Below are 22522 nucleotides of genomic sequence, written 5' to 3'. Positions count from 1 at the left end.
AACTCTCTGCAAGGCGCTACGGGTATGCCGGCCTCGACCGCGTAGGTCGAGGCTGGCGCCAGAACAATGCATAGCAACCTACCATTGGTCCCGGCCCCAATGCAGCAGCTTTTTCAGTGGGCAACCAGCAGCTCGTGGGTTTTCAGGTCGGCTTCATGGGCGGCGAGGATCTCCGGCAGCGAGTTGCGCAGGTACTCGACCCAGGTCTTGATCTTGGCATCCAAATATTGCCGGGACGGGTATATCGCGTACAGGTTCAGCTCCTGCAGGCGGTAGTCCGGCATCACCCGCACCAGGCTGCCATCGCGCAGGCCATCGATGGCCGAGTAGATCGGCAGCACGCCCACGCCCATACCCGAGCGGATCGCGGTCTTCATCGCATCGGCTGAGTTGACCTGAAACGGCGAGCTGTTGATGTTGACCAGCTCCTGGCCCTCAGGCCCGTCGAACAGCCATTTTTCCAGCGGAATGACCGGGCTGACCATGCGCAAGCAGGCGTGCTTGAGCAGATCGGCCGGCTTGTGCGCCATGCCATGGCGGGCGACGTATTCCGGCGATGCACAGACGATGCTATAGGTGATGCCCAGCCGCTGCGAGACGAAGCCGGAGTCGGGCAGCTCGCTGGCGAGCACGATCGACACGTCGTAACCCTCGTCGAGCAGGTCCGGGACGCGGTTGGCCATGGTCAGGTCAAAGGTCACGTCCGGGTGGGTTTCGCGATAGCGAGCGATGGCATCGACCACGAAGTGCTGGCCGACGCCAGTCATCGAGTGCACCTTCAACTGCCCGCCGGGCCGCGCATGGGCGTCGCTGGCTTCGGCTTCGGCTTCCTCGACGTAGGTAAGGATCTGCTCGCAGCGCATCAGGTAGCGCTTGCCCGCTTCGGTCAGGGCAATGCGCCGGGTGGTCCGGTTGAGCAGGCGGGTTTGCAGATGGGCTTCCAGGTTGGAGACCGCTCGCGACACGTTGGCGGTGGTGGTATCCAGTTGCACAGCGGCGGCGGTGAAGCTGCCCAGCTGGGCCACGCAGCTGAACGCACGCATGTTTTGCAGGGTGTCCATGGGTCACTCTCAAAATAGAGGCCGAAATTGTGACATGAAGTTACGAATTCGTTGCTTCGACCAAAGGCGGATTATCGCTGTTTTGGTAACAAAGATTCGCAGGATTATGCGCTTATCGCCAGTCCGGCGGCCCCCTAGAATTGCCCGGCCTCATCCACTTCTCGGGAAATCGCAGCTGTGCCGCGTCGCATCATCGGAGCGCTGAGTGCGCTCAGTGCCTGTGCCCTGAGCCTGACCTTGTCGGGCTGTATCGGAACCTGGGGCATCGCCCCGCAAACCCAGACGCTGCAAGCCAACACCCTGCTCACTGACCACGCCATCGCCGAGGCCGCCACGGACGCCCACTGGCCGCGCCAGCAGTGGTGGCAGGCCTATGGCGATCGCCAGCTGGATCGCTGGCTGGAACTGGCCATAGCCGGCAGCCCAAGCCTGGCCATGGCCGCCGCGCGGGTCCGCGAAGCGCGGGCACTGGCCGGTGTCAGTCAAGCGGCCGAGCAGCTGCAGGGCAATGGCCAGGCAAACCTGAAACGGCACAACTGGCCGGAGGACCAGTTCTACGGCCCCGGTGCGCTGTCGGGTGCCAACACCTGGGACAACAACGCTGGCCTTGGTTTGAGCTACGCGCTCGACCTGTGGGGCGGTGAGCGCAGTGCCAGCGAGCAGGCGCTCGACCTCGCGCACATGAACGTGGCCGAAGCGCGGCAGGCCCAGCTCGAGCTGGAAAACAACCTGGTCAAGGTCTACATCCAGTTTGCCTTGCACTTTGCTCAGCGCGACATCGTCCAGGCCGAGCTTGAGCAGCAGGAGCAGCTCGTGGTCCTGGCCAAGCGTCGCCTTGACGGCGGCATCGGCACCCACTTCGAAGTCAGCCAGGCCGAGGCGCCGCTGCCCGAAACCCACCGCCAGCTGGATGCAGTCAACGAGGCGATTGCCCTGGCGCGTAACCAGCTGGCAGCGTTGGCAGGCAAAGGCCCGGGCGAGGGCGCGCAGTTGCAGCGGCCGACTCTGGCTCTCGCCGCGCCGCTGCAATTGCCCTCGACACTGCCCGCCGAGCTGGTCGGCCAGCGCCCGGATGTAGTCGCCAGGCGGTGGCAGGTGGCGGCTCAGGCGCGCGGTATCGAAGTCGTCCACGCCCGCTTCATGCCCAATGTCGATCTGGTCGGCAGCCTGGGGTTCATGGCCACCGGCGGTGGTGCGCTGGCGTTTCTCAGCGGGCGCAAGTTCAACTACAACGTCGGCCAGGCGATCAGCCTGCCGGTGTTCGATGGCGGCCGCCTGCGGGCACAGCTGGGGGTGGCTTCGGCCGGTTATGACGTGGCGGTGGCGCGCTACAACCAGACGGTGGTCAGCGCGTTGAAAGGCATCTCCGACCAGTTGATCCGCCGTGAGTCGATGCACGAGCAGGCGCACTTCGCCGAGCAGTCGGTGGCCGCCGCGCAGAAGACCTACGACATCGCCCTGGTGGCCTTCCAGCGCGGCCTGACCGACTACGTCAACGTGCTCAATGCGCAGACCTTGCTGTTTCGCCAGCAGCAGATTCAGCAGCAGGTACAGGCCGCGCGCCTGACTGCTCACGCCGAGCTGGTCACGGCGCTGGGCGGCGGCTTGCAGGCCGGGGACGACGTGCCCGCGCCAGCGCAACAGGCCGCGCCGAAACCGCCGGCCAGCCTGGCCATAGTCGATCGTCTGGGCGACCGCCGATGAGCCTGCTCTGGAACTGGCTGCACAGCCTGGAATGGCGCCGCGGCTTCTTTGCCTGGGCGCGCACCGACGGGGTGACCTGGGTGTACATCTTCAAGGTGCTGGTGGCGGCGTTCATTACCCTGTGGCTGGCCATGCGCCTGGAACTGCCGCAGCCGCGCACGGCGATGATCACCGTGTTCATCGTCATGCAGCCGCAGAGTGGGCATGTCTTCGCCAAGAGCTTTTACCGTGTGTTAGGCACCTTGGCGGGCTCGGCGATGATGGTCGCGTTGATTGCGATCTTCCCGCAGAACAGCGAGCTGTTCTTGCCAAGCCTGGCGCTGTGGGTCGGCCTGTGCTCGGCCGGGGCCATGCGCTATCGCACCTTCCGTGCCTATGGCTTCGTGCTGGCCGGCTACACCGCAGCGATGATCGGCCTGCCGGTACTGGAGCACCCCGATCAAGCCTTTATGGCGGCGGTGTGGCGGGTGCTGGAAATCTCCCTGGGCATCCTCGTGTCGACCCTGGTCAGCGCGGCGATCCTGCCGCAGTCGGCCAGCGCCGCCATGCGCAACGCCTTGTACCAGCGCTTTGGCGTGTTTGCCGGGGTGGTGGTCGAGGCGCTGCGCGGCAACACTCCGCGCGACCGTTTCGAGGCCAGCAATGTGCGCTTCATCGCCGAGGCGGTGGGCCTGGAGAGCCTGCGCAACGTCACCGCCTTCGAAGATCCGCACATGCGCCGTCGCAGCGGCCGACTGGTGCGCATGAACAGCGAGTTCATGGCCATCAGCACCCGCTTCAATGCCCTCTATCAACTGCTCGAACGGCTGCGCGCGCGCGGCCCTTTGCAGATTGTCGGCGCCATCGAGCCGGGCCTGGAAACCCTCGTCGAGCTGCTCGAACCCTACGTGGGCCGGGCCCTGACCGAAGCCGACGCATTGCGCCTGACCCTCGAACTGGCCGCCTACAAAGATGGCCTGCAAGCCCAGGTGCGCGGCCTGCGCAGCGAGTATCTGCAAACCCATCCCAGCGAAGCCGAGCTGCTCGATTTTCATACGGCCTTTGAGCTGCTCTATCGCCTGGTCGACGAGATGTTCAGCTATGCCCAGACCCACGCCTCACTGTCGGCGCACAGCCACCAGCGCGAGCAGTGGGACGAACCGTACGTGTCGCGGACCAACTGGCTGGTGTCGCTGGCGGCCGGCCTGCGCGCCTCGGCGGTACTGCTCTTGCTCGGCAGCTATTGGCTGCTCAGCGACTGGCCGAGCGGGGCGATGATGACCCTGATCGCGACCGTCACCGCCGGTCTATCGGCGGCTTCGCCAAACCCCAAACGCATGTCGTTCCAGATGGCCTGCGGCACTTTGCTCGGGGCCTTCATCGGCTTTTTCGAAACCTTTTTCGTGTTCCCCTGGATCGACGGTTTCCCGCTGCTGTGCATAGTGCTGGCGCCGGTGTTCGTGCTTGGCGCGTTTCTCTCGTCGCGACCAGCCTATGCCGGTTATGGGATCGGCCTGCTGGTGTTCTTCGCGATCGGCTCGGTGCCGAACAACCTGACTGTGTACAACCCGTACACCTTCATCAACGACTACATCGGCATGCTCCTGGGCATGCTGGTCTGCGCCGCCGCCGGGGCCATCATCCTGCCGCCGAACAGCCGCTGGTTATGGAGCCGGCTGGAGCAGGACTTGCGCGAGCAGGTGCTGTTCGCCATCGGTGGGCGCCTGCGCGGGCTCGGTTCGGCCTTCGACAGCCGCACCCGCGACCTGCTCCATCAAGCCTACGGCCTGGCTGCCGGCAAGCCGCAGGTGCAGAGCCAACTGATGCGCTGGATGTTCGTCGTGCTGGAAATCGGCCACGCCGTGATCGAGCTGCGCAAGGAGCAGCACAACGCACCCGTGCACCCGGCCTATGCCGAGTCGCAGCCGTGGCGCCAGGCGATCCGAGTCATGGGCCGTGCCCTGGCGCGGTTGTTCCTGCAGCCCAGCGCCAGCAACCACGAACGCGCGCTGGTCGCCGTCGACCACGCCATCAGCCGCGTGCAGGCCACCGACGAGCCGTTCGCCCGGCACTTCGACACCTCGCTGCTGCGCCGTGCGCAGAGCTACCTGCACTTCATCCGCAGCTCGCTGCTCGACCCGCAATCGCCACTGGCGCAAGGACTTCCGCATGCCCCGTGAAATTGCCTTCCATGGTGTGTACATGCCGACCATGACCTTGTTGTTTCTGCTTGCCGCAGGACTGGCCTGGGGCCTCGACCGGTTTATCGCCAGCCATGACGGCTACCGCTTCTTCTGGCACCCGGCGCTGCTGCGCCTGTGCCTGTTCATCTGCCTCTTCGGCGCGCTGGCGCTGACTGTCTACTGGTGAGAACCCCTCGATGAAAAAGTTCTTCAGCCTGATCGCCACCCTGCTGGTGCTGGTCGCAGCCGTGGCCATCGGCCGCCAGCTGTGGCTGCACTACATGACTACCCCGTGGACCCGCGACGGCCGCGTGCGCGCCGACATCATCAATGTCGCCGCCGATGTGCCGGGCTACGTCACCGATGTGCCGGTGCGCGATAACCAGCGGGTCAAGAAGGGCGATGTGCTGATCCAGATCGACGCCGAGCATTACCAGGTTGCGCTCGACCAGGCCAAGGCGCTGGTGGCTTCACGCAAGGCCACCTGGGAGATGCGCAAGGTCAACGCCAGGCGCCGGGCCGATCTCGACAACCTGGTTATTTCCAAGGAAAACCGTGACGACGCCAGCAACATCGCCAACTCGGCCCAGGCCGATTACCAGCAGGCCCTTGCGCAGCTGGCCGCCGCCGAGCTGGACCTGAAACGCACGCGCATCCTTGCCACCGTCGACGGCTACGTGACCAACCTCAACGTCCACCGCGGCGACTATGCGCGCATCGGTGAGCCGGTGATGGCGGTGGTCGACGAGCACTCGTTCTGGGTCTACGGCTTTTTTGAGGAGACCAAGCTGCCGCACGTGCGTGTCGGCGATCAGGCCGAGTTGCAGATGATGAGTGGCGAGCGCCTCAGCGGCCATGTCGAGAGCATCGCCCGCGGCATCTACGACCGCGACAACCCACAAAGCCGTGAGCTGATCGCCGATGTCAACCCGACCTTCAACTGGGTACGTCTGGCCCAGCGCGTGCCGGTGCGGATTCATATCGATGCAGTGCCGGAGGGGTTTCTGTTGGCGGCGGGGACGACCTGTACGGTGGTGGTGAGGCCAGGTGGAAAGTAGCGAACGCGATAGTGGCCATTACTGCTGGGGCCGCTTCGCGGCCCTTTCGCGACACAAGGCCGCTCCTACAGGTGACCGCGCACGATCAACTTACGCGGTCCCCGTAGGAGCGGCCTTGTGTCGCGAAAGGGGTGCGCAGCGCCCCCGGCGTACTCGAACCAGACGCAAGCTTCTAATCCGTCACCCCCACCAGCACCGGTATTTCGACCCGATCCAGCACCTTGGCGCTGATCGACGGATCCAGCAGCCGGCCCAGCCGTGACAGGTGGCGGTGGCCCATGACGATCAGTTCGCAGTCCAGCGCCTGGGCTTGAGCGACGATGGCGTCTACCGGTTGGTCGGCACGCAGGCTGCCGTCGGTTGCAAAGCCGGCAGCGCGCAAGGTCTGTACCGCGGCGGCGATGGCGGCCTCTGCGTGTTGCTGCTCTTCGCAGGCAGCGGGGTATTCCTCGCGCTCAGCCTGGGTGAAGGGCGCGGGTTGCTCGTGCACGGCGAAGGTCGAGTCGATCGCCAGCAGCACATGCAACTGGTGCAGATCGGGGCGGCAGAAGCGTTGCGCCAGGGCCAGCAGGTTGCTGGTGGCAGGGGATGCGTCGATGGCGATCAGTACAGAGCGGAGCATAGGGGGTCCTCGCGAGGCGATGTGGCCGGCAGGCCATTCTGAGCTGAGCGCCAGCTGTGGATAAATGGCCCCGCACGCACGGCGTCGTTGCGTCTGGCGCAATCGTGCGAGCTGTTAACATGCACATTCCCACAACAGTCACGGAAACCGGCCATGCAACTCCCGGACATGAACCTGCTGGTTGCCCTTGATGCCTTGCTTGATGAGGGCAGTGTGGTCGGTGCTGCGCAGCGGATGAACCTGAGCCCGGCGGCGATGAGCCGGACCTTGGGGCGAATTCGCGATGCGCTCGGTGACCCGATTCTGGTCCGCGCCGGTCGTGGCCTGGTGCCGACGCCACGGGCGCTCGCCCTGCGCGAGCAGGTCAGCGTGCTGGTGGAGCAGGCCGGGCAGGTCTTTCGCAGTGCCGATACGGTCGATCTGGCCAACCTCGACCGCGCCTTCAACATCCGCACCAATGACCTGTTCATTGCCCTGTACGGCGCGCAGTTGCTGCGCATGATGCATGAGCAGGCGCCGCGCACGGTGCTGCGCTTCATCCCGGAAAGCCCAGGCGGGGACGACGACAGTGTGCTGCGTGACGGGCGCACCGACCTGATCATCAGCTCGACTGTCGATCTGGGCCCGGAGATCAAGATCCAGAGCCTGTTTCAGACGTTCTATATCGGCCTGGCGCGGCAGGACCATCCGATCTTCGCCGAGCCGGTGACCGCGCAGAGCTTTGCCAGTTATCCACAGATCAGCGTATCGCGCCGGGGGCGCGCCAACGGGCCGATCGATGTCGAACTGGCCCACTGCAAGGTGCAGCGGCGGGTAGCGCTGATCACCCCGAGCTTCCACTCGGCGTTGTTTTCTCTGCCCGATTCGGACCTGATCCTGCCGATGCCGGCGAATATTCTCAGCAGTGTCAGCAAGCTCGGCCTGCCGCTGCGCTCGTTCGAGATCCCGCTGGCGCTGGAGCGGGTCAATGTCATGCAGGCCTGGCACCCGCGCTTTGATAGCGACCCAGCGCACCGTTGGCTGCGCCAGACCTTGAAGGCCTGTTGCGGGCTTGAACCTTGAACTCGAGACACATGCGGATTGCGTCTGACGCACTTTAAAGCTGGCGATAAGTCAGTTTTCGTAAGCATTCGATCTTTTTAAAATGCCTCCAGTGCAATTTGTTGCTGGAGATTTCCCTGATATGACCTCGCTTTCCGCCACCCCTGCGGCTACCGCCCCCGCTCAGGCCGCATTTGGCCTGCGCGTGGTGGTCGGGCTGTTCGGTGTGCTGCTGGCTGTGCTCTGCGCCGGGTTGAACGAGGCGGTCACCAAGATTTCCTTGAACGACATTCGCGGCGCGATGGGCATTGGTGCCGACGAGGGCGCCTGGTTGCTGGCGGTGTATGCGGCTGCGTCGGTGTCGGCGATGGCCTTTTCGCCGTGGCTGGCGACGACCTTTTCCCTGCGTCGCTTCACCCTTTGCGCAATAGCCGTGTTTGCCCTGCTGGGCCTGCTGCAACCCTACGCGCCGAACCTGCACAGCCTGATGCTGCTGCGGATCGTTCAGGGCCTGGCCGCAGGCGCCTTGCCGCCGATGCTGATGAGCGTGGCGCTGCGCTTTCTGCCACCGGGAATCAAAGTCTATGGCCTGGCCTGCTATGCCCTGACCGCCACCTTCGGACCCAATCTCGGCACACCTCTGGCGGGCCTGTGGACCGAATACGTCGGCTGGCAATGGGCGTTCTGGCAGATCATCCTGCCGTCGCTGCTGGCCATGGCCTGTGTGGCCTGGGGCCTGCCGCAGGACCCGTTGCGGCTGGAGCGCTTCAAGCAGTTTAACTGGCGCGGCGTGCTGCTGGGCTTGCCTGCACTGAGCTGCATCGTCCTCGGGTTGTCGCTGGGCGACCGCTGGGGCTGGCTGGACTCGCCGCTGATCTGTTGGCTGCTCGGCGGCGGCCTGCTGCTGTTGCTGCTGTTCATGTACAACGAGTGGTCCGAGCCGGTGCCGTTCTTTCAGTTGCGCATGCTCTCGCGGCGCAACCTGAGTTTTGCCCTGCTGACCCTCGCCGGGGTGCTGATTGTGTTGTCCGGGCTGGGCTCGATCCCTTCGGCGTACCTGGCGCAGATTCAGGGCTACCGGCCGGCGCAGTCCAGCCCGCTGATGCTGCTGGTGGCGATGCCGCAACTGATCGCGCTGCCGTTGACGGCCGCGCTATGCAACATCCGCGCGGTGGATTGCCGCTGGGTGCTGGCGCTGGGCCTGGGCATGCTGGCGCTGTCTTGTGTGGGCAGCAGCCAGTTGACCTCGCAGTGGATTCGCAATGATTTCTACGGCTTTTACCTGTTGCAGGTGTTCGGCCAACCGATGGCCGTGCTGCCGTTGCTGATGCTGTCCACCAACGGCATGTCGCCGCAGGAAGGGCCGTTCGCTTCGGCCTGGTTCAACACCGTCAAAGGCCTTGCCGCAGTGATCGCTGCGGGCCTGCTGGAAGCCGTCGGCACGCTGCGCCGGCACTTTCATTCCAATCACCTGGTGGACAGCCTGGGCAATGCACCGCTGCTTGATGACCGCACAGCCGGGCTGGCTCAGCGCGTGCACCAGCAGGCGCTGGTGCTGACCTCGGCCGACCTCTACCTGCTGCTGGCCTGCGTCGCCGTGATCCTGATTTGCCTGATTCCTTTTGCGCCCACCCGGGTTTACCCACCCCGCGCGGTGGCCTGAACCCGACTGAATTCGAGAACACTGAACATGAGCAACAATCGCAAGACTATCGTCATCGGCTCGGTGCTGGCCGTGGCTGTGCTGGCTGCACTGGTTGGGCCGTGGCTGCTGGGCAGTGATCACCGGCAGCAGACCAACGATGCCTATGTCAGCGCGGACTACACCGTAGTGGCGCCCAAGGTTGCCGGGTTTATCCAGGAGGTGCTGGTCGAAGACAACCAGCAGGTCCAGGCTGGTCAGCTGCTGGCCACCATCGATGCCCGCGACTATGAGGCGGCGTTGGCCGCCGCGCAGGCACAGGTGCTGGTCGCCCAGGCGCAGAGCGCCGATGCGCGCGCCACCCTCGAACGCCAGGCTGCGCTGATCGCCCAGGCCGAGGCCGCGTTCAAGGCGGCTCAGGCGCAGGCGGCGTTTGCCGAACAGGAGGTCAAACGCTACGGCCGCCTGGCCGAGCAGGGCGCGGGCACCGTGCAGAACGCGCAACAAGCGCGCAGCCGGGTCGATCAGGCGCGGGCGCAACAAGCCAACAGCCAGGCCGCATTGGTAGCGACGCGCAAGCAGGTGGATATTCTCACGGCTCAGGTCGCCAGCGCCGATGGCCAGCTCAAGCGCGCTGAAGCCGGTGTCGACAAGGCCCAGTTGGACCTGTCGCACACCCGCATTACTGCGCCGGTAGCGGGCATGGTCGGCGAGCGCGCCCTGCGGGTTGGCGCCTATGTCACCCCCGGCGCCCGACTACTGTCGGTGGTGCCGCTGGAGCAGGCCTACGTGGTCGGTAACTTCCAGGAAACCCAGCTGACCCATGTGCAACCGGGGCAGCCGGTCAGCATCAGCGTCGATACCTATTCCGACGTGACCCTCAAAGGCCATGTGCAGAGCATCGCCCCTGCCACCGGCGTGACCTTTGCCGCAGTCAAACCCGACAACGCCACCGGCAACTTCACCAAAGTTGTGCAGCGGATACCGGTGAAGATCGTTTTCGATGATGGCCAGCCGTTGCTGTCGCGCCTGCGCGTGGGCATGTCGGTGGTGGTCACTATCGACACACAGGGCGATTCGCTCGACAGCCAGCAGGTGAGCACGCGATGAGCGCACTTGTCCGCTTCAGCCCGTTGCTGCTCGCTGTCGCATTGGCCGGTTGCAGCCTGGGCCCAGATTTTCAGCGCCCGGCCAGCCAGGCTCCACAGCAATGGGCGCCGGTGCAAGGTGAGGCCGCCGCCAGCCAGCCCCTGGCCGAACCACTGCAAGTGCGTTGGTGGGAGAGTTTTCAGGATGCCAGGCTGAGCGCGCTGATCCAGCGCGTCGCCGCCAACAACCTCGATCTGCAGATTGCCAGTGCGCGCTTGCTGCAAAGCCGCGCGCTGCGCAGCACGATTGCAGCTGACGAGACGCCTTCGTTAGGTCTGGATGCCGGCTACAGTCGCGCGCGCAACAGTGCCGAGGGTCTGAATGACCCGTCCGGCAATGCCGGCAAATCGGCCTACAACCTTTGGCAGGGCGACCTGGTTGCGGGCTGGGAGCTGGATCTGTGGGGCCGGGTGCGCCGTCAGGTGGAAGCTGCCGATGCGAGCGTGGCGGTTGCCGAAGAGGACCGCCGCGGCGTATTGCTGGCGCTGCTCGCAGAGACCGCCGGCGATTACATCCAGTTGCGGGCCGTGCAGCAAACGCTGGAGGTGACCGAAAACAATCTCAAGGTCGCCCGGCACAGCCTGCAACTGTCCCGCGACCGTCAGGCCGAGGGCGTCGCGACGCGCCTGGATGTTGCCCAGGCCAGCGCTCAGGTTGCCTCGATCGAAGCGCGTTTACCTACCTTGCAAGCGAGGCGTGACGACCTGATCAATGCCCTCAGCCTGCTCGCCGCCGAACCGCCGCGCAGTTTGCAGGCCGAGCTGCTGGCGCCGGGCGAACTGCCGGTGCCGCAGCAGCGCTTTGCGGTTGGCTTGCCGTCGGAGTTGGCCGAGCGCCGCCCGGATATTCGCCAGGCCGAAGCACGCCTGCATGCGGCAACTGCCAGCATCGGCGTGGCCAAGGCGGACTTCTATCCGCGTATTCGGCTGTCGGGCAACGTCGGTATGCAGGCCCTGCAATTGGCGGACTTTGGCGGCTGGGACTCACGACGGTTTGCTTTTGGCCCGCAACTGTCGCTGCCGATCTTTGAAGGTGGCCGGCTCAAGGGCACGCTGCAGTTGCGTGAAACGCAGCAGCAGGAGGCCGCGCTGAACTACCGCAAGGTGGTGCTCGGCGCCTGGCACGAAATCGACAATGTGCTGCGCCTGTACAACGCCAGCCAGCTGCGCCGCGATCACCTGGCCGAGGCCGTGCGCGAAAACCGCATCGCCCTGGACACCGCTCAGCAGCAGTACGTGGAAGGCGCGGTGGACTTTCTCAACGTGCTCACGGTGCAGACGGCGCTGCTGGCCAGCGAAGAGCAGTGGATCGACAGCTCGGCGGCCGTCTCGCAGGCGATGGTCGGCTTGTACAAGGCGCTCGGTGGCGGCTGGCAAGCGTTCGCCGAGGCGCCGCCGAAGGCTTGGCTGTCAGAGCGGTCGTAACAGGCCAAAGCGCTTGCGCAGGATGCTGTCGAGCAAACGTCGCGGCAGCAGCCACGCCAACAGTGGCAGCGCCCGGCTGCCGTTGCCCAGCCGCACCAGGGCCGGCACCGGTGACTTGCCCGCTGCCGCCAGCACGCCTTGGGCGAACTCGGCGGTTGGCGTTGGCTTGTCCTGCGAGGCGCGCGCTCGCGCGCGGATGTGCTCGCGCAGCGGCCACCACGGTGAATCTGCCGCTATCAGGTGTTCAGCCTGCTGCTGGGCGTTGCTGGCAAATTGCGAAGCGATGGCGCCGGGCTGGACTTCCATCACGCGAATGCCAAACGGCGCCAGCTCCAGGCGCAGCGCGGTGTTCAGCGCGTGCACAGCGGCCTTGGACGCGCAATAAGTACCGGCAAATGGCGTCACCAGCACGCCAGAGACGCTACCGATGTTAATGACCAGGCCGCGATTACGCCGCAGCAGCGGGAACAGCGTGCGAGTGACCCCAACCAGCGCGAACACGTTGGTTTCGAATTGCTCGCGCAACCCATCGACACCGCCATCGAGCACAGGGCCCATGGCGCCGTAGCCGGCATTGTTGATGAGGATATCGAGGCCGCCATGGCTGGCTTGCAGCTCATCTGTGAGGCGTGCCAGCTCGGCGCTGTCATTGACGTCCAACTGTCGCGCGGTAAAGCCCGCTGCAGCCAGTTGGGCAACAGCTTCGGGCTTGCGCGCGGTGGCCCAGACCTCATGACCGGCATCACGAAAGGCATCGGCAAGGGCGCGGCCGATGCCGCTGGAGCAACCGGTGATCAGGACTGTGGGCATGGCGGGGCCTGTGGGCTGTGCAAGGTACTCGATCATACCCCAGACAAATCAGCCTGCGGCTAGTTGGCAAACGAGCCTTGCAGGCGTTCGGCACGAAACTCCAGGGTTTGCGCGCGGTAGCCGGAGCGCAACGGCGGCAGTGGCAGGCAGTCGTTCCACTCGGCGCCTGGCTGCAAGTCGCCGGGGCCGCGATAGCGCGGCGTGCTGTAGGTGTTTTCGGCGAGGTTGACCGTGTCGCCGGGGGCGTAGGCGCCGACCTGCCAGCGCAGTTCGGTGAGCGGCACGCTGTTGGCGTTTTTCATGCTCACGCGCAGGCTGCGGTCGGCTGGGCACAGTTCAGGGGCATATTGCAGGCGCAGGTCGAGGCGGGCCAGCTGGTTGGATTCGCGGGTGTCCTGCCAGGCAACCCAGAGGGCGATCAAACCGAGGCCGAGTACAGCAGCCAGGGAAATCGGCAGGGCCTTGGCCGGGTAGCGAATGAGCAGGACCAGCCAGGTCAGGATGAGCAGGGCGCCGATGATCATGGGAAGGGCAAGCCTTGGGTGTGCGGGTTTTGCACATCCTAGCTGAAATAGTGGTGGGGGTGAAAAACGGTGCGACATGGACGACGCGGTCGCGTGTAGGAGCGGCCTTGTGTCGCGAAAGGGCTGCGTAGCGGCCCCGCATTTTCAGCTTCGCCGCTGACATTGCCGGGCCAGCTACGCTGGCCTTTCGCGACACAAGGCCGCTCCTACACGGACCGTGTATGGCTGGAAGGATTACTGGGCGATGGTTTTCACCGAAACGCCGCGCTCGATCGGCGTGGCGCTGCGGCCGTAGACGTCTTCGAAGCGTTCGATGTCGTCTTCACCCAGGTAGCTGCCGGACTGCACTTCGATGATTTCCAGCGGGATCTTGCCCGGGTTGCGCAAGCGGTGCACCGAGGCGATCGGGATGTAGGTCGATTGGTTTTCGGTGAGCAGGAACACGTTCTCGTCACAGGTCACTTCAGCCGTGCCCGATACCACGATCCAATGCTCGGCGCGGTGGTGGTGCATCTGCAGCGACAGGCTGGCGCCGGGCTTGACGGTGATGTGCTTGACCTGGAAGCGGCCGCCCATGTCCACCGAGTCGTACGAGCCCCATGGGCGATACACCTCAAGATGGTTCTGGGTCTCGCTGCGGCCTTGCTTGTCGAGGGTGTTGACCATCTGCTTGACGCCCTGGACCTTGTCCTTGTGGGCAATCATCATGGCGTCCTTGGTCTCGACCACGACGATGTTCTCAAGACCGATAACCGAGACCAGCTTGCCGTTGCCGTGGATCATGCAGTTGTGGCTGTCCTGCACCACCACGTCGCCTTTGGTGACGTTGCCGTTGGCGTCTTTCTCATGCACATCCCACAGCGACGACCAGCAGCCGACGTCGCTCCAGCCTGCGGTCAGTGGCACCACGCAGGCGCGCTGGGTCTTTTCCATCACGGCGTAGTCGATCGAGTTGTCCGGGCAGCAGGCGAAGGTGGCTTCGTCGATGCTCAGGTAGTCGCCGTCTTCTTCGCTGCGCTCGAGTGCCAGCAGGCAGGTGTCGTAGATATCCGGATCGTGTTTTTTCAGCTCTTCGAGGAAGCGGCTGGCGCGGAACAGGAACATGCCGCTGTTCCAGAAGTAGCCGCCGCTGCGGACGAACTCGGTGGCGCGTTTTTCGTCAGGCTTTTCGACAAACTGCGCAACCCGGGCGACGCCTTCCGGCAGCAGGGCATCCTGGCTGGAACGGATGTAGCCGTAGCCGGTTTCCGGTTTGGTCGCCGGCACGCCGAACAGCACCATCTCGCCACGCTCGGCCGCCACGGTGGCCAGGGCCAGGGCACGTTGCAGGGCCTTCTGGTCATCGATTACATGGTCAGCCGGCAGTACCAGCATCAGCTCGTCGCTGCCTTCATTGACCAGTTTCATCGCGGTGATGGCCACGGCCGGCGCGGTGTTGCGGCCAAACGGCTCCATCAGGATCGCCTGGGTCTGCAGGTTCAGTGCAGTCAGCTGCTCGTTGACGATGAACTTGTGGTCCTTGTTGCAGACCACGATCGGCGCTTGCATGCCGTCGAACACCAGGCGCTCGAGGGTTTGCTGGAACAGCGTGTGCTCACCGGTCAGGGCGAGGAACTGCTTGGGGAACTGTTTACGCGACAAAGGCCACAGACGCGAACCGCTACCACCAGAAAGGATTACCGGAATCATGATGTTTCTCCAAAGGTTGATAGAGGCAGAAATCAGTTGGTCGAGACAGGACGGGTTACCCACACCGGGGCCAGGCTGCTGCCGGAGCCGGTGACGTACAGCACGGCGGCTTCACCGCGTTCCAGCGCGACAGGTTTGATGTCGCTGACTTTCTTGTCGCCTTGGTACAGGGCCAGGTTGACCTTGACCGGATTGATCTCGCGCTCGCCGCGCGCATGGGCCGCTACCGGCTTGACCACTTCGGTCTTGCCGTCGGCGGTTTTCAGGGTCAGCGCCTGGTCGGTGAGGTTCTGCACCCGCACCAAAGCCTTTTGCTTGTTCTTGAACGGTGGCTCTTCGATCAGTTGCGGGCTGCCGCTGGCGTTGTTGACCAGGGTGTAATACTTGTCCGAGGCGAGCTTCACCGGCACCGACTTGCCACCGACCTGGGCGCTGTAGTCGCCGCCCGGGAGGAAGCTGAAGTCACTGCTGGACTGCGCGCCGACCTGCTTGATCTGGGTGTTGCCGACACTGGCGGCAGCCGGTGCGCTGCTGGCGTTGTACAGGCGCACGAAGCTTGAGCCTTTCGGTGCGCTTGGGCCGTACAGTGCGGCGTCGGCGCCGGCGAAGGCTTGCAGCGAGGCCAGCGACAGGCCCGCAGCGAGGGTGAAGACTTTGGCAAAAGATGGCTTGTTGGACATGTGCGTGTTCCTCTCTTTCAGTGTTCCGTCCGATTGGACGACAGGGCCAGGTTTTCTTCGGATTTACGGGTGTTCTTCAATTGCGCGATCCACTGCGGGTCGAACCCGCTGAGGTCGTTTTTCATCGGCAGATAGCGTTCCGGGAACTCCCACACCACCACTTGCGGCGGGGCATCCTTGAAGGCGTCGCTTTGCAGGTACTTGAGCATCGGCAGCAACGGCCCATGGCCGTCTTCGGCGTAGTTGGCGACATCGCTGTGCAGCGCCTGCTGCAGCGCGCCGAGGAAATTCCAGTGCGGGTTGGCGCTGTAGCTGGTGCCAACCAGCGCCACCGGGATCTGGCTGTCGGCGAACAGCGCGTCACCGCTGTCGGCGTTGCCGGCCGCTGGGCGGGTAGTGCGTTTTTGCAGGTTGTCCGGCGCTGGCAGCAACTCGCTGAACAGCGGGTCGAGCGGCAGGAAGTTGGTCAGGTCGCCTTTGTACGGCGCACTGCTGCCAGCGTCGGTGACGTAGGCCTGGGGTTCGGCTTGCAGCAGTTTTTGCCGGGACACGGCTTGGGCCACGGTCTGCGCGGCGACTTCGGCGCCCAGCGGGGTCCAGTGCGTGTCGGTGCGCAGGAATACCTGGCCGCGGGCTTTGGCTTGCTCCATTGGCGCCTGCAGGTCAGGGGCAAACACGTTGGCCTGGCGTGCCTGGGCATGGAACTGGTTGTACAGGTCACCATGCAGGCTGGCCGGCTGCTCTTCGCCGAGGTACTCGGAGTAGATCCGCGCCTTGGCCGGGATGATCGCCAGCACCAGCTGCACGCCCTGGCGTTGCAGGGTGTCGCGCACGCCGCGGATCAGCGCCAGGTTGTCCTGCATCAGCTGGTCGGCACCGGCGGTGGGTTTGAACTCTTCGTCGCTGAACAGCCATTGCTCGCGGCCCAGCACCACGCCGGGGCGGCCTTCGTTGAACAGCTTGTAGTCCAGTGCGGCCCACAGGTTGGTGCTCAGGCGCTTGATCGGGAACTGCTCGTCGTAATGGGTCTCGGCGGCCTTGGCCAGCTTGCCGTTGAGCACCGTCATCTGCTCGGTGCGCTGAAAGCTCGAAGCGCCGCTCAGCGACCACACGCCAAGGCCGGTGAGCAGGCCAAGGAAGGTCAGCGAGTAGGTGATGCGAAGTGTCCGGGTCATGGTCGTCCGTGCCTCAGAACTGGAAATAGAGGAATGGCGAATAGCTTTGCGCCGAGAGTTTCAGCACCGAGGCAACGAACAACAGCAGCACCAGCACGCGGGCCATGACCCGGCTCCAGTCCAGGCCGATCGAACCGTCGCTGTTGATCTGTACCGGGGTTGCCTTGGGCGTTGGCTTGGCATTGCGGTAGAAGTCGCGCAGGCCGAAGAACGCCAGGGTTGCGTAGGCGATGAACATGGTTGCCACCTGCAGGCCGGTGAGGTTGGCGCGGTTGAGTTCCGACAGCTGCCATTCGCCGAAGCTGAACATGGCGGCGTACATGCGCCCGGCCACGTCGAGGTTTTCCGAGCGGAACATCACCCAGCCGGTCACCACCAGCAGGAAGGTGAACGCCCACTTGATCGGGTTGAAGCGCTGCGGGTTGGTGTCCAGGCCCAGCGCACGTTCGATCGCGAGCCAGATGCCGTGCCAGGCGCCCCAGAGGATGTAGGTGATGTTGGCGCCGTGCCACAGGCCGCCGAGCAACATGGTCAGGAACAGGTTGCGGTAGGTGTTGAAGGTGCCTTTGCGGTTGCCGCCCAGGGTGATGTACAGGTAGTCGCGCAGCCAGGTCGACAGGCTGATGTGCCAGCGCCGCCAGAACTCGGTGATCGACTGGCTGATGTACGGCTGCTTGAAGTTCTCCATGAAGCGAAAGCCCATCATCAAACCGAGGCCGATGGCCATGTCGCTGTAGCCGGAGAAGTCGAAGTACAGCTGCGCGGTGTAGGCCAGGGCGCCGAGCCAGGCGTCACCGGTGGTAGGGTTTTCCAGGGCGAAGCAATGGTCGGCAACCACCGCCAGGGTGTCGGCGATGAACACCTTCTTGATGAAGCCCTGCATGAAGCGGGTGCAGCCTTCGGAGAACTTGTCGAGGGTGTGAGTGCGGTTGTTGAACTGGTCGACCAGGTCCTTGAAGCGCAGTACGGGGCCGGCGATCAAGTGCGGGAAGATCGCCACGAACGCTGCAAAGTCGATCAGGTTTCGAGTCGCCGGGGTATCACCGCGGTACACGTCGATGATGTAGCTGATCGACTCGAAGATGTAGAACGAGATCCCGATCGGCAGCAGCACGTGGGTGATGATGAACGGCTCGAAACCGAACGAGGTGATGATTGCGTTGAGGCTGTCGACGCCAAAGTTGGCGTACTTGAAGTAGCCGAGAATGGCCAGGTCGACACCGACACCGAGCAGCAGCCAGCGCTGTGCGGGTTTGGTGCGCACGCCTGCGGCGCCGACTTTGAGGCCGATCCAGTAGTTCCACAGGGTCACGCCGGCGAACAGGGCGAGGAAGTCGACCCGCCACCAGGCGTAGAAGATGTAGCTGGCGACCAGCAGCAGCAGGTTGCGATAGCGTTGCCCGCTCAAGTAGTACAAGCCGAGGAAGATCGGCAGGAACAGGAACAGGAACACATTTGACGAGAAGACCATCCTCGTTCTCCTGATGGATGTACGTAGCTGGGGCAGCAGCCCCCCAAACCCCCCAGCCTGGACCGGGGAGCAACTTAATACCCTGTGGGAGCGGGCTTGCCCGCGAACAAAGGCGTAGCCTTTGCCTGGCATCACGCGGAGCCTCATTCGCGGGCAAGCCCGCTCCCATAGGGATGAGTGTTACTTGTTGCTAGCTGCGCTCGGGTCATACACCCGGGTCATGTTGCCGCCCAGGCGGAAACTGTCGAACGGCTGCATGCCATGCTTGCGCGACAGCGTGTCGCCAACGCACTGGTACAGCGCGCACCACGGCTCGAGCCAGGCGTACTTGCTGTCGACCTTGAGGTCTTTCATGTCCTGTTTGACGCCGGTACGGGCAACGAACTGACGCGGATCACGGGCACCGGCCAGCACCCCTTCGCCGAGGCGCTGCAGGGCAAAGTTGTTCTCACTGCGCAAGTCGACCCCGTTGACCTTGGCGAAGCTGGCGATCATCGCCAGCGGCGGCAGAGCGTAGTTGTGGTAGGCCAGCGCGCGCTGGCGGCGCTTGAGCTCGTTAGGCAAGAAGCCCTGCTCGTCGATCTGGTTGGCGCCGACGCGGTATTCCTTCACGGCCCAGTCGAACAGGTCGCGGCGGTCGGTGGCGACGGCAGTAGCCATCACCGACCAGGCGGCCCAGTAGCTGTGGTTGTTGATCTTCTCCAGCGGCAGGTCGCTCCAGTCCTTGACGGTCTGTTCGGCCAGGCGGGCGAACCATTTTTCAATGGCTTCGGCTTCGGCCTTGTGCGCCGCCAGCGGCTGCGAATTGGAGAACTTCAAGCGCAGCCAGGAGCCGCTCATGCTGCCCAGGGCCCATTTGCGCATGGACTTGCCGGTGTGGTTGTAATCGGTCGAGAGCAAGGCGTCGGCCTGCGCCCACTGGCTCAGCCAGCCAAGCGCGCAATCGAGCTGCGCCGGGCGGCCGTCGCGCATGTACTGGCCGACCATCTTGCTGACGCCACGCTCGAGGGTGGTGATGTCTTTGGTCGAGTCGCGGAAGGCTTTTTCCGAGCGCAGGTTGAGCGTCGAGCGGGCCTTGTCCGAGCCTTCGTACTTGCTGCGAAACTGCAAGGCGCCGGTGTAAGGCTTGGGCGCCTGTTCACAGCGGAACTTGCCGTCGGTGGTTTTCATCTGCTCGATGCCGGCGTAGTAACCCTGTGGGGGTACCAGCTCGGCCTGCGCAGCGCCGGCAAACAGGGCCAGGGCGAGCAGGGCAGGGGCGAAGGTCGTGCGTGGCTTGATCATGTGCGCCTCACTGGCCAGCCTGCGCTGTGTGCGCAGGGCTGGCGAAGTTGTTGCGTTTGCAGAGCTTGGCTTCGACTTTCTGGGTGCCTTGTTCCGGGCCTTGCAGCTCCAGCGCGAGCAGGTTCTGGCTGGCCCAGTCTTCGTCTTCACGCAGCTGGAAGACAAAGCGCCCGTCGGTGTCGGAGGTCTCTGGTTTTTCGATCTTGATGTCCTCGTGGCGCCCGTTCAGATACCACAGGGTCGCTTGCAGGACCTTGACCGAAGTGTCTTCGAACTTGATGTCCATCTGCAGGTTGCGGTTGACCAGGTCCTTGATCACGCCGCCCTTGCCGTTGACCATGACTTCGTTGGTGCCGGGCTTGAGCGTGGTGCTGGCGCTCATCTGTGCTGGGCGGTCATCGCAGCCGTTGTCGAGCAGGCCGAGGATCTGCCGCCAGATAGTTTCCTGGTCGAGGCGATACAGCGGCGAGAATTCCCAGATGAGGATCTTTGGCGGGTGGGTCTTGAACTCTTCGCTGCCCAGGTACTGGATCATCGCACCTTCCAGGCCACCGCCCGGGAAGGCGACGTTGAGCACGTCGGCGCCGATGTATTGCTGCAGGAAGCCCGAGAAGTTGTAGTTCTTGCCGCTGTGGCTGGTGCCGACCAGGGTGATCTCGGCATTGCCGCTGTCGCCGAACAGGTCGTCGTCGCCGGCGGCGCCTTTCGGCTCGGTGGCGAACTGGTCCATGTACTGCACCGCGTAGCTGCTGCCGCAGAGCTGGCCGGCGACGTTGTGCAGGGTGCCGGTCTTGCCCATGCGCCCGGACTTGTGGGTTTCGAATTCCTTGCGCGGAATGTCGGCGAAGGCCGGCATCTGCTGCACGCTCTTGGCGATGATCTTCGCCGCTCGTTCAGCGCCATACGGCGTCCAGTGCTGGTCGCCGCGGAAGTAGAAGTCCTTGCCCTGATCGGCTGCCGCCAGCTGCTCGTTGGTCAGTGGCGACAGGTCCGGCACGGTGTAGCCCATCTTGGCAAAGCGCTTGAGCATGGCCTGGTAGTTGCCCAGCGCCTTCTGGTAATCGAACGCGGCCTTGTCGGCCGGATTGAGCATGTTGCGGTTAACCAGGCCACGGGTTGGCTGATAGACCATCACCAGCTCGATGCCGCGTTTCTTGAAGGCGTCGTGCACCTGCTGCAGGCGCTGGTAGCCGGCAGCGCTGGTGCTGAACTCGGTGCGCAGGTCTTCGCGAGTACGGAACAACCAGTCGCCCTGCGCCTGCACCAGGGTGGTGAAGTTCTGCTGGTAGCGGGTGGTGTAGCGGCTGGCGTCGTGCGCTTCCGGGCACAGCTGGCAGCATGGCTCGGCGGTGAAGCTCGGCGCCTGGACCTGTTCGGCGCGCACGCCCTGGCTGATCGCCAGCAGGGCGGCAGTCAGGCCGAGCAGTTTCATCAAAGGTGCAGTGGTCATGGTCAGCATTCCTTAATCGATCATTTCGGTCTGGCGTTCGACCGGGTCGATCAGCACAGCCTTCTGCTGGCGCACCAGCAGGTCGAGGATTTCGTCCTGGCGCTCGCCGAGCACGCCATTGAGGCTGATGCCGCTGGCTTTGCGCGGGGCGAGCATGGCCACCTTGTACAGCTCGACCGACAGCGGCGAGTCGATCGACAAGGGGCCGGAGCCATTGGCGGTCAACTCGCCGCCGACCACGATCAGCGAAACCTTGGCGTCGAACGGGTCGAGGGCGATGTCGCGGTCGGTGTCGGACAGGTCCTTGATGTGCCCGTAAACACCGACCAGGCCGTTGGCCATGGCGATGTTCTCGTAAAGGCGAATGTTGACGCTGTTGCGCACGCGGATGCCGTGGCGACGGTTGTTGATGACCTTGTTGCCCCAGATCAGGTTATCGCCGCTTTCGTACACGGTGATGCCGTCGGTGTGGTTGCGGTAGATCTCGTTGTAGGCAATCAGGTTGTTGACGCTGTTACGGTCGATCACCACCCCGGAGAGCTTGTTGTCGTAGCTCTTGTTGTTGAAGATCCAGCTGTCGTTGACCTCACGCGAAACGATGATGCCGTGCTTTTTCTTGGTGCCATGCACCGTGTTGCCGGCGATGATCAGGCGGTGCGAACGGTCGTGCGGGTCGATGCCGTAGACGATGTTGTCGCGGTAGGTGCTGTCCTTGACCACGAAGTCGCTGGTCTCGTAGCAGTAGAAGCCGTACCACATGTCACTGAATTCGGAACCGATGATCCAGCCGGTCGGTTCGGCGCGGCCCATCTTTTTCGCCATGTTCGGCGTGTACTGCGAGATGCTCACGCCGTACGACTTGGACTGCGAGTAGCCAAAGCTGGCCATCTTGCTGTTGACGATGTAGGTCTCGGTGCCGCCCCACGACAGCAGGAACGGGCGGAACTCCTTGGGCGAGCGGAAGCTGGCCGGGCCGTTGTCCTTCTCGCGCCAGCCGGTGACCTGGGTGTCGCTGACGAACAGCTTGCCGTCGTTGACCAGAAACGCGCCGCGCTCCTGCGACAGACGCAGCTCTTTGACCTTGCCGTTGATTTCCAGCACGCCCTTCTGCCCGACCACGATCGGCAAGCGTGCCAGATACACGCCCGGCGACACTTCACTCAGGTACTGCTTGGGCACTTGCTTGCTCAGTTCGGTCAGGTCGACATGGCCGTCGTCGACAAAGATCGCCTGGGGGATACCCTGCTGGCGCTGGACCCACTCGGCGGCCTTGTTGTCGCCGCCGATGAATTCCTTGAGCGATTCTTCCTGAAGCATGCGGCGCACGCTGACCTTGCCCTTGCGGCTGCGATCGATCTTGGCTTGCACCGCTTGCGCGGTGTAGCCAGTCAGATCAGGCAGCTTGGGCGGCTCCATGTGCAGCGGCTCGACTGGCGCGCTGGTCACGGTGTAGGTCTTGGCCTGCTGCAGGCCCTTGGCCGTGCCTGGCTCGGCGGCCTGAGCCACGCCTGCGGCCAGCAGCAGGGCGCTGGCGAGCAGGCTGTAGCGAAGCTTGGGTTGCAGGTTCATATCCAGT

19 protein-coding genes are annotated in these 22522 nt (G+C 64.1%); 8 read left to right on the top strand and 11 right to left on the bottom strand.

What is annotated here, in order from left to right:
* Positions 1-113: 113 nt before the first annotated feature.
* On the bottom strand, positions 114-1061 hold the full coding sequence (locus CXQ80_RS19695; RefSeq protein ID WP_101322063.1) for a LysR family transcriptional regulator: 948 nt from the start codon (positions 1059-1061) through the stop codon (positions 114-116).
* A gap of 177 nt (positions 1062-1238) precedes the next feature.
* On the opposite strand from CXQ80_RS19695, the gene CXQ80_RS19690 reads away from it, so the two are divergent.
* The 4 genes from CXQ80_RS19690 to CXQ80_RS19675 are packed head-to-tail and all read left to right on the top strand — an operon-like array spanning position 1239 to position 5985.
* A complete protein-coding gene (locus CXQ80_RS19690) occupies positions 1239-2765 on the top strand; it encodes an efflux transporter outer membrane subunit (RefSeq protein ID WP_101322062.1) in 1527 nt (508 codons plus the stop codon).
* Positions 2762-4924, top strand: a complete 2163-nt coding sequence (locus CXQ80_RS19685; RefSeq protein ID WP_101322061.1) for an FUSC family protein — start codon at positions 2762-2764, stop codon at positions 4922-4924. The genes CXQ80_RS19690 and CXQ80_RS19685 overlap by 4 nt, the downstream gene beginning before the upstream one ends.
* Complete coding sequence (locus tag CXQ80_RS19680; RefSeq protein WP_101322060.1) at positions 4914-5114, top strand: DUF1656 domain-containing protein; 201 nt, start codon at positions 4914-4916, stop codon at positions 5112-5114. The genes CXQ80_RS19685 and CXQ80_RS19680 overlap by 11 nt, the downstream gene beginning before the upstream one ends.
* A 10-nt stretch (positions 5115-5124) precedes the next feature.
* On the top strand, positions 5125-5985 hold the full coding sequence (locus tag CXQ80_RS19675) for an HlyD family secretion protein (RefSeq protein ID WP_101322059.1): 861 nt from the start codon (positions 5125-5127) through the stop codon (positions 5983-5985).
* A gap of 172 nt (positions 5986-6157) precedes the next feature.
* On the opposite strand, the gene CXQ80_RS19670 is transcribed toward CXQ80_RS19675, so the two are convergent.
* Positions 6158-6607 carry a universal stress protein gene (locus tag CXQ80_RS19670; RefSeq protein ID WP_101322058.1) on the bottom strand — a complete coding sequence of 150 codons (450 nt, stop codon included), beginning with the start codon at positions 6605-6607 and terminating at the stop codon, positions 6158-6160.
* Between the two features lie 153 nt (positions 6608-6760).
* Here CXQ80_RS19670 and CXQ80_RS19665 point away from each other — a divergent pair, with 153 nt between their 5' ends.
* The 4 genes from CXQ80_RS19665 to CXQ80_RS19650 all read left to right on the top strand — a co-directional run bounded on the left by CXQ80_RS19665 (position 6761) and on the right by CXQ80_RS19650 (position 11863).
* On the top strand, positions 6761-7669 hold the full coding sequence (locus CXQ80_RS19665) for a LysR family transcriptional regulator (protein ID WP_101322057.1): 909 nt from the start codon (positions 6761-6763) through the stop codon (positions 7667-7669).
* Positions 7670-7790: 121 nt separating this feature from the next.
* A complete protein-coding gene (locus tag CXQ80_RS19660) occupies positions 7791-9311 on the top strand; it encodes an MFS transporter (protein ID WP_101322056.1) in 1521 nt (506 codons plus the stop codon).
* Between the two features lie 27 nt (positions 9312-9338).
* On the top strand, positions 9339-10400 hold the full coding sequence (locus tag CXQ80_RS19655) for an HlyD family secretion protein (RefSeq protein WP_101322055.1): 1062 nt from the start codon (positions 9339-9341) through the stop codon (positions 10398-10400).
* Positions 10397-11863 carry an efflux transporter outer membrane subunit gene (locus CXQ80_RS19650; RefSeq protein ID WP_101322054.1) on the top strand — a complete coding sequence of 489 codons (1467 nt, stop codon included), beginning with the start codon at positions 10397-10399 and terminating at the stop codon, positions 11861-11863. Before CXQ80_RS19655 ends, CXQ80_RS19650 begins: the two co-directional genes overlap by 4 nt.
* On the opposite strand, the gene CXQ80_RS19645 is transcribed toward CXQ80_RS19650, so the two are convergent.
* From CXQ80_RS19645 to algG, 9 genes are all read right to left on the bottom strand, one after another.
* Entirely contained in the window at positions 11849-12673 is an 825-nt protein-coding gene (locus CXQ80_RS19645; RefSeq protein WP_101322053.1) for an SDR family oxidoreductase, read from the bottom strand. The two genes, CXQ80_RS19650 and CXQ80_RS19645, sit on opposite strands and share 15 nt — an antisense overlap.
* Before the next feature lie 59 nt (positions 12674-12732).
* Positions 12733-13197, bottom strand: a complete 465-nt coding sequence (locus CXQ80_RS19640; protein WP_101322052.1) for a multidrug transporter — start codon at positions 13195-13197, stop codon at positions 12733-12735.
* 234 nt (positions 13198-13431) lie between these two features.
* Positions 13432-14886, bottom strand: coding sequence for a mannose-1-phosphate guanylyltransferase/mannose-6-phosphate isomerase (locus tag CXQ80_RS19635; protein WP_101322051.1), 1455 nt, complete (start codon positions 14884-14886; stop codon positions 13432-13434).
* 32 nt (positions 14887-14918) lie between these two features.
* Positions 14919-15566: an alginate O-acetyltransferase AlgF gene (locus CXQ80_RS19630; protein ID WP_101322050.1), complete on the bottom strand. Its 648-nt coding sequence runs from the start codon at positions 15564-15566 to the stop codon at positions 14919-14921.
* Positions 15567-15583: 17 nt separating this feature from the next.
* Positions 15584-16741, bottom strand: a complete 1158-nt coding sequence (locus CXQ80_RS19625; RefSeq protein WP_101322049.1) for an alginate O-acetyltransferase — start codon at positions 16739-16741, stop codon at positions 15584-15586.
* Positions 16742-16754: 13 nt separating this feature from the next.
* Positions 16755-18212: an MBOAT family protein gene (locus CXQ80_RS19620; RefSeq protein ID WP_101322048.1), complete on the bottom strand. Its 1458-nt coding sequence runs from the start codon at positions 18210-18212 to the stop codon at positions 16755-16757.
* A gap of 180 nt (positions 18213-18392) precedes the next feature.
* The gene (locus CXQ80_RS19615) at positions 18393-19496 is read right to left on the bottom strand and encodes a mannuronate-specific alginate lyase (protein WP_101322047.1); all 1104 of its coding nucleotides are present in this window, start codon (positions 19494-19496) and stop codon (positions 18393-18395) included.
* Positions 19497-19503: 7 nt separating this feature from the next.
* Entirely contained in the window at positions 19504-20946 is a 1443-nt protein-coding gene (locus tag CXQ80_RS19610; RefSeq protein ID WP_101323103.1) for an alginate O-acetyltransferase, read from the bottom strand.
* Between the two features lie 12 nt (positions 20947-20958).
* A complete protein-coding gene (gene algG / locus CXQ80_RS19605; protein ID WP_101322046.1) occupies positions 20959-22515 on the bottom strand; it encodes a mannuronan 5-epimerase AlgG in 1557 nt (518 codons plus the stop codon).
* Between the last annotated feature and the right edge of the window lie 7 nt (positions 22516-22522).

Origin of the sequence: Pseudomonas sp. 02C 26, from assembly GCF_002843585.1 — a bacterium.
GTDB classification, from domain to species: Bacteria; Pseudomonadota; Gammaproteobacteria; order Pseudomonadales; family Pseudomonadaceae; genus Aquipseudomonas; species Aquipseudomonas shirazensis.
This window is presented reverse-complemented; position numbering and strand designations above follow the sequence as displayed.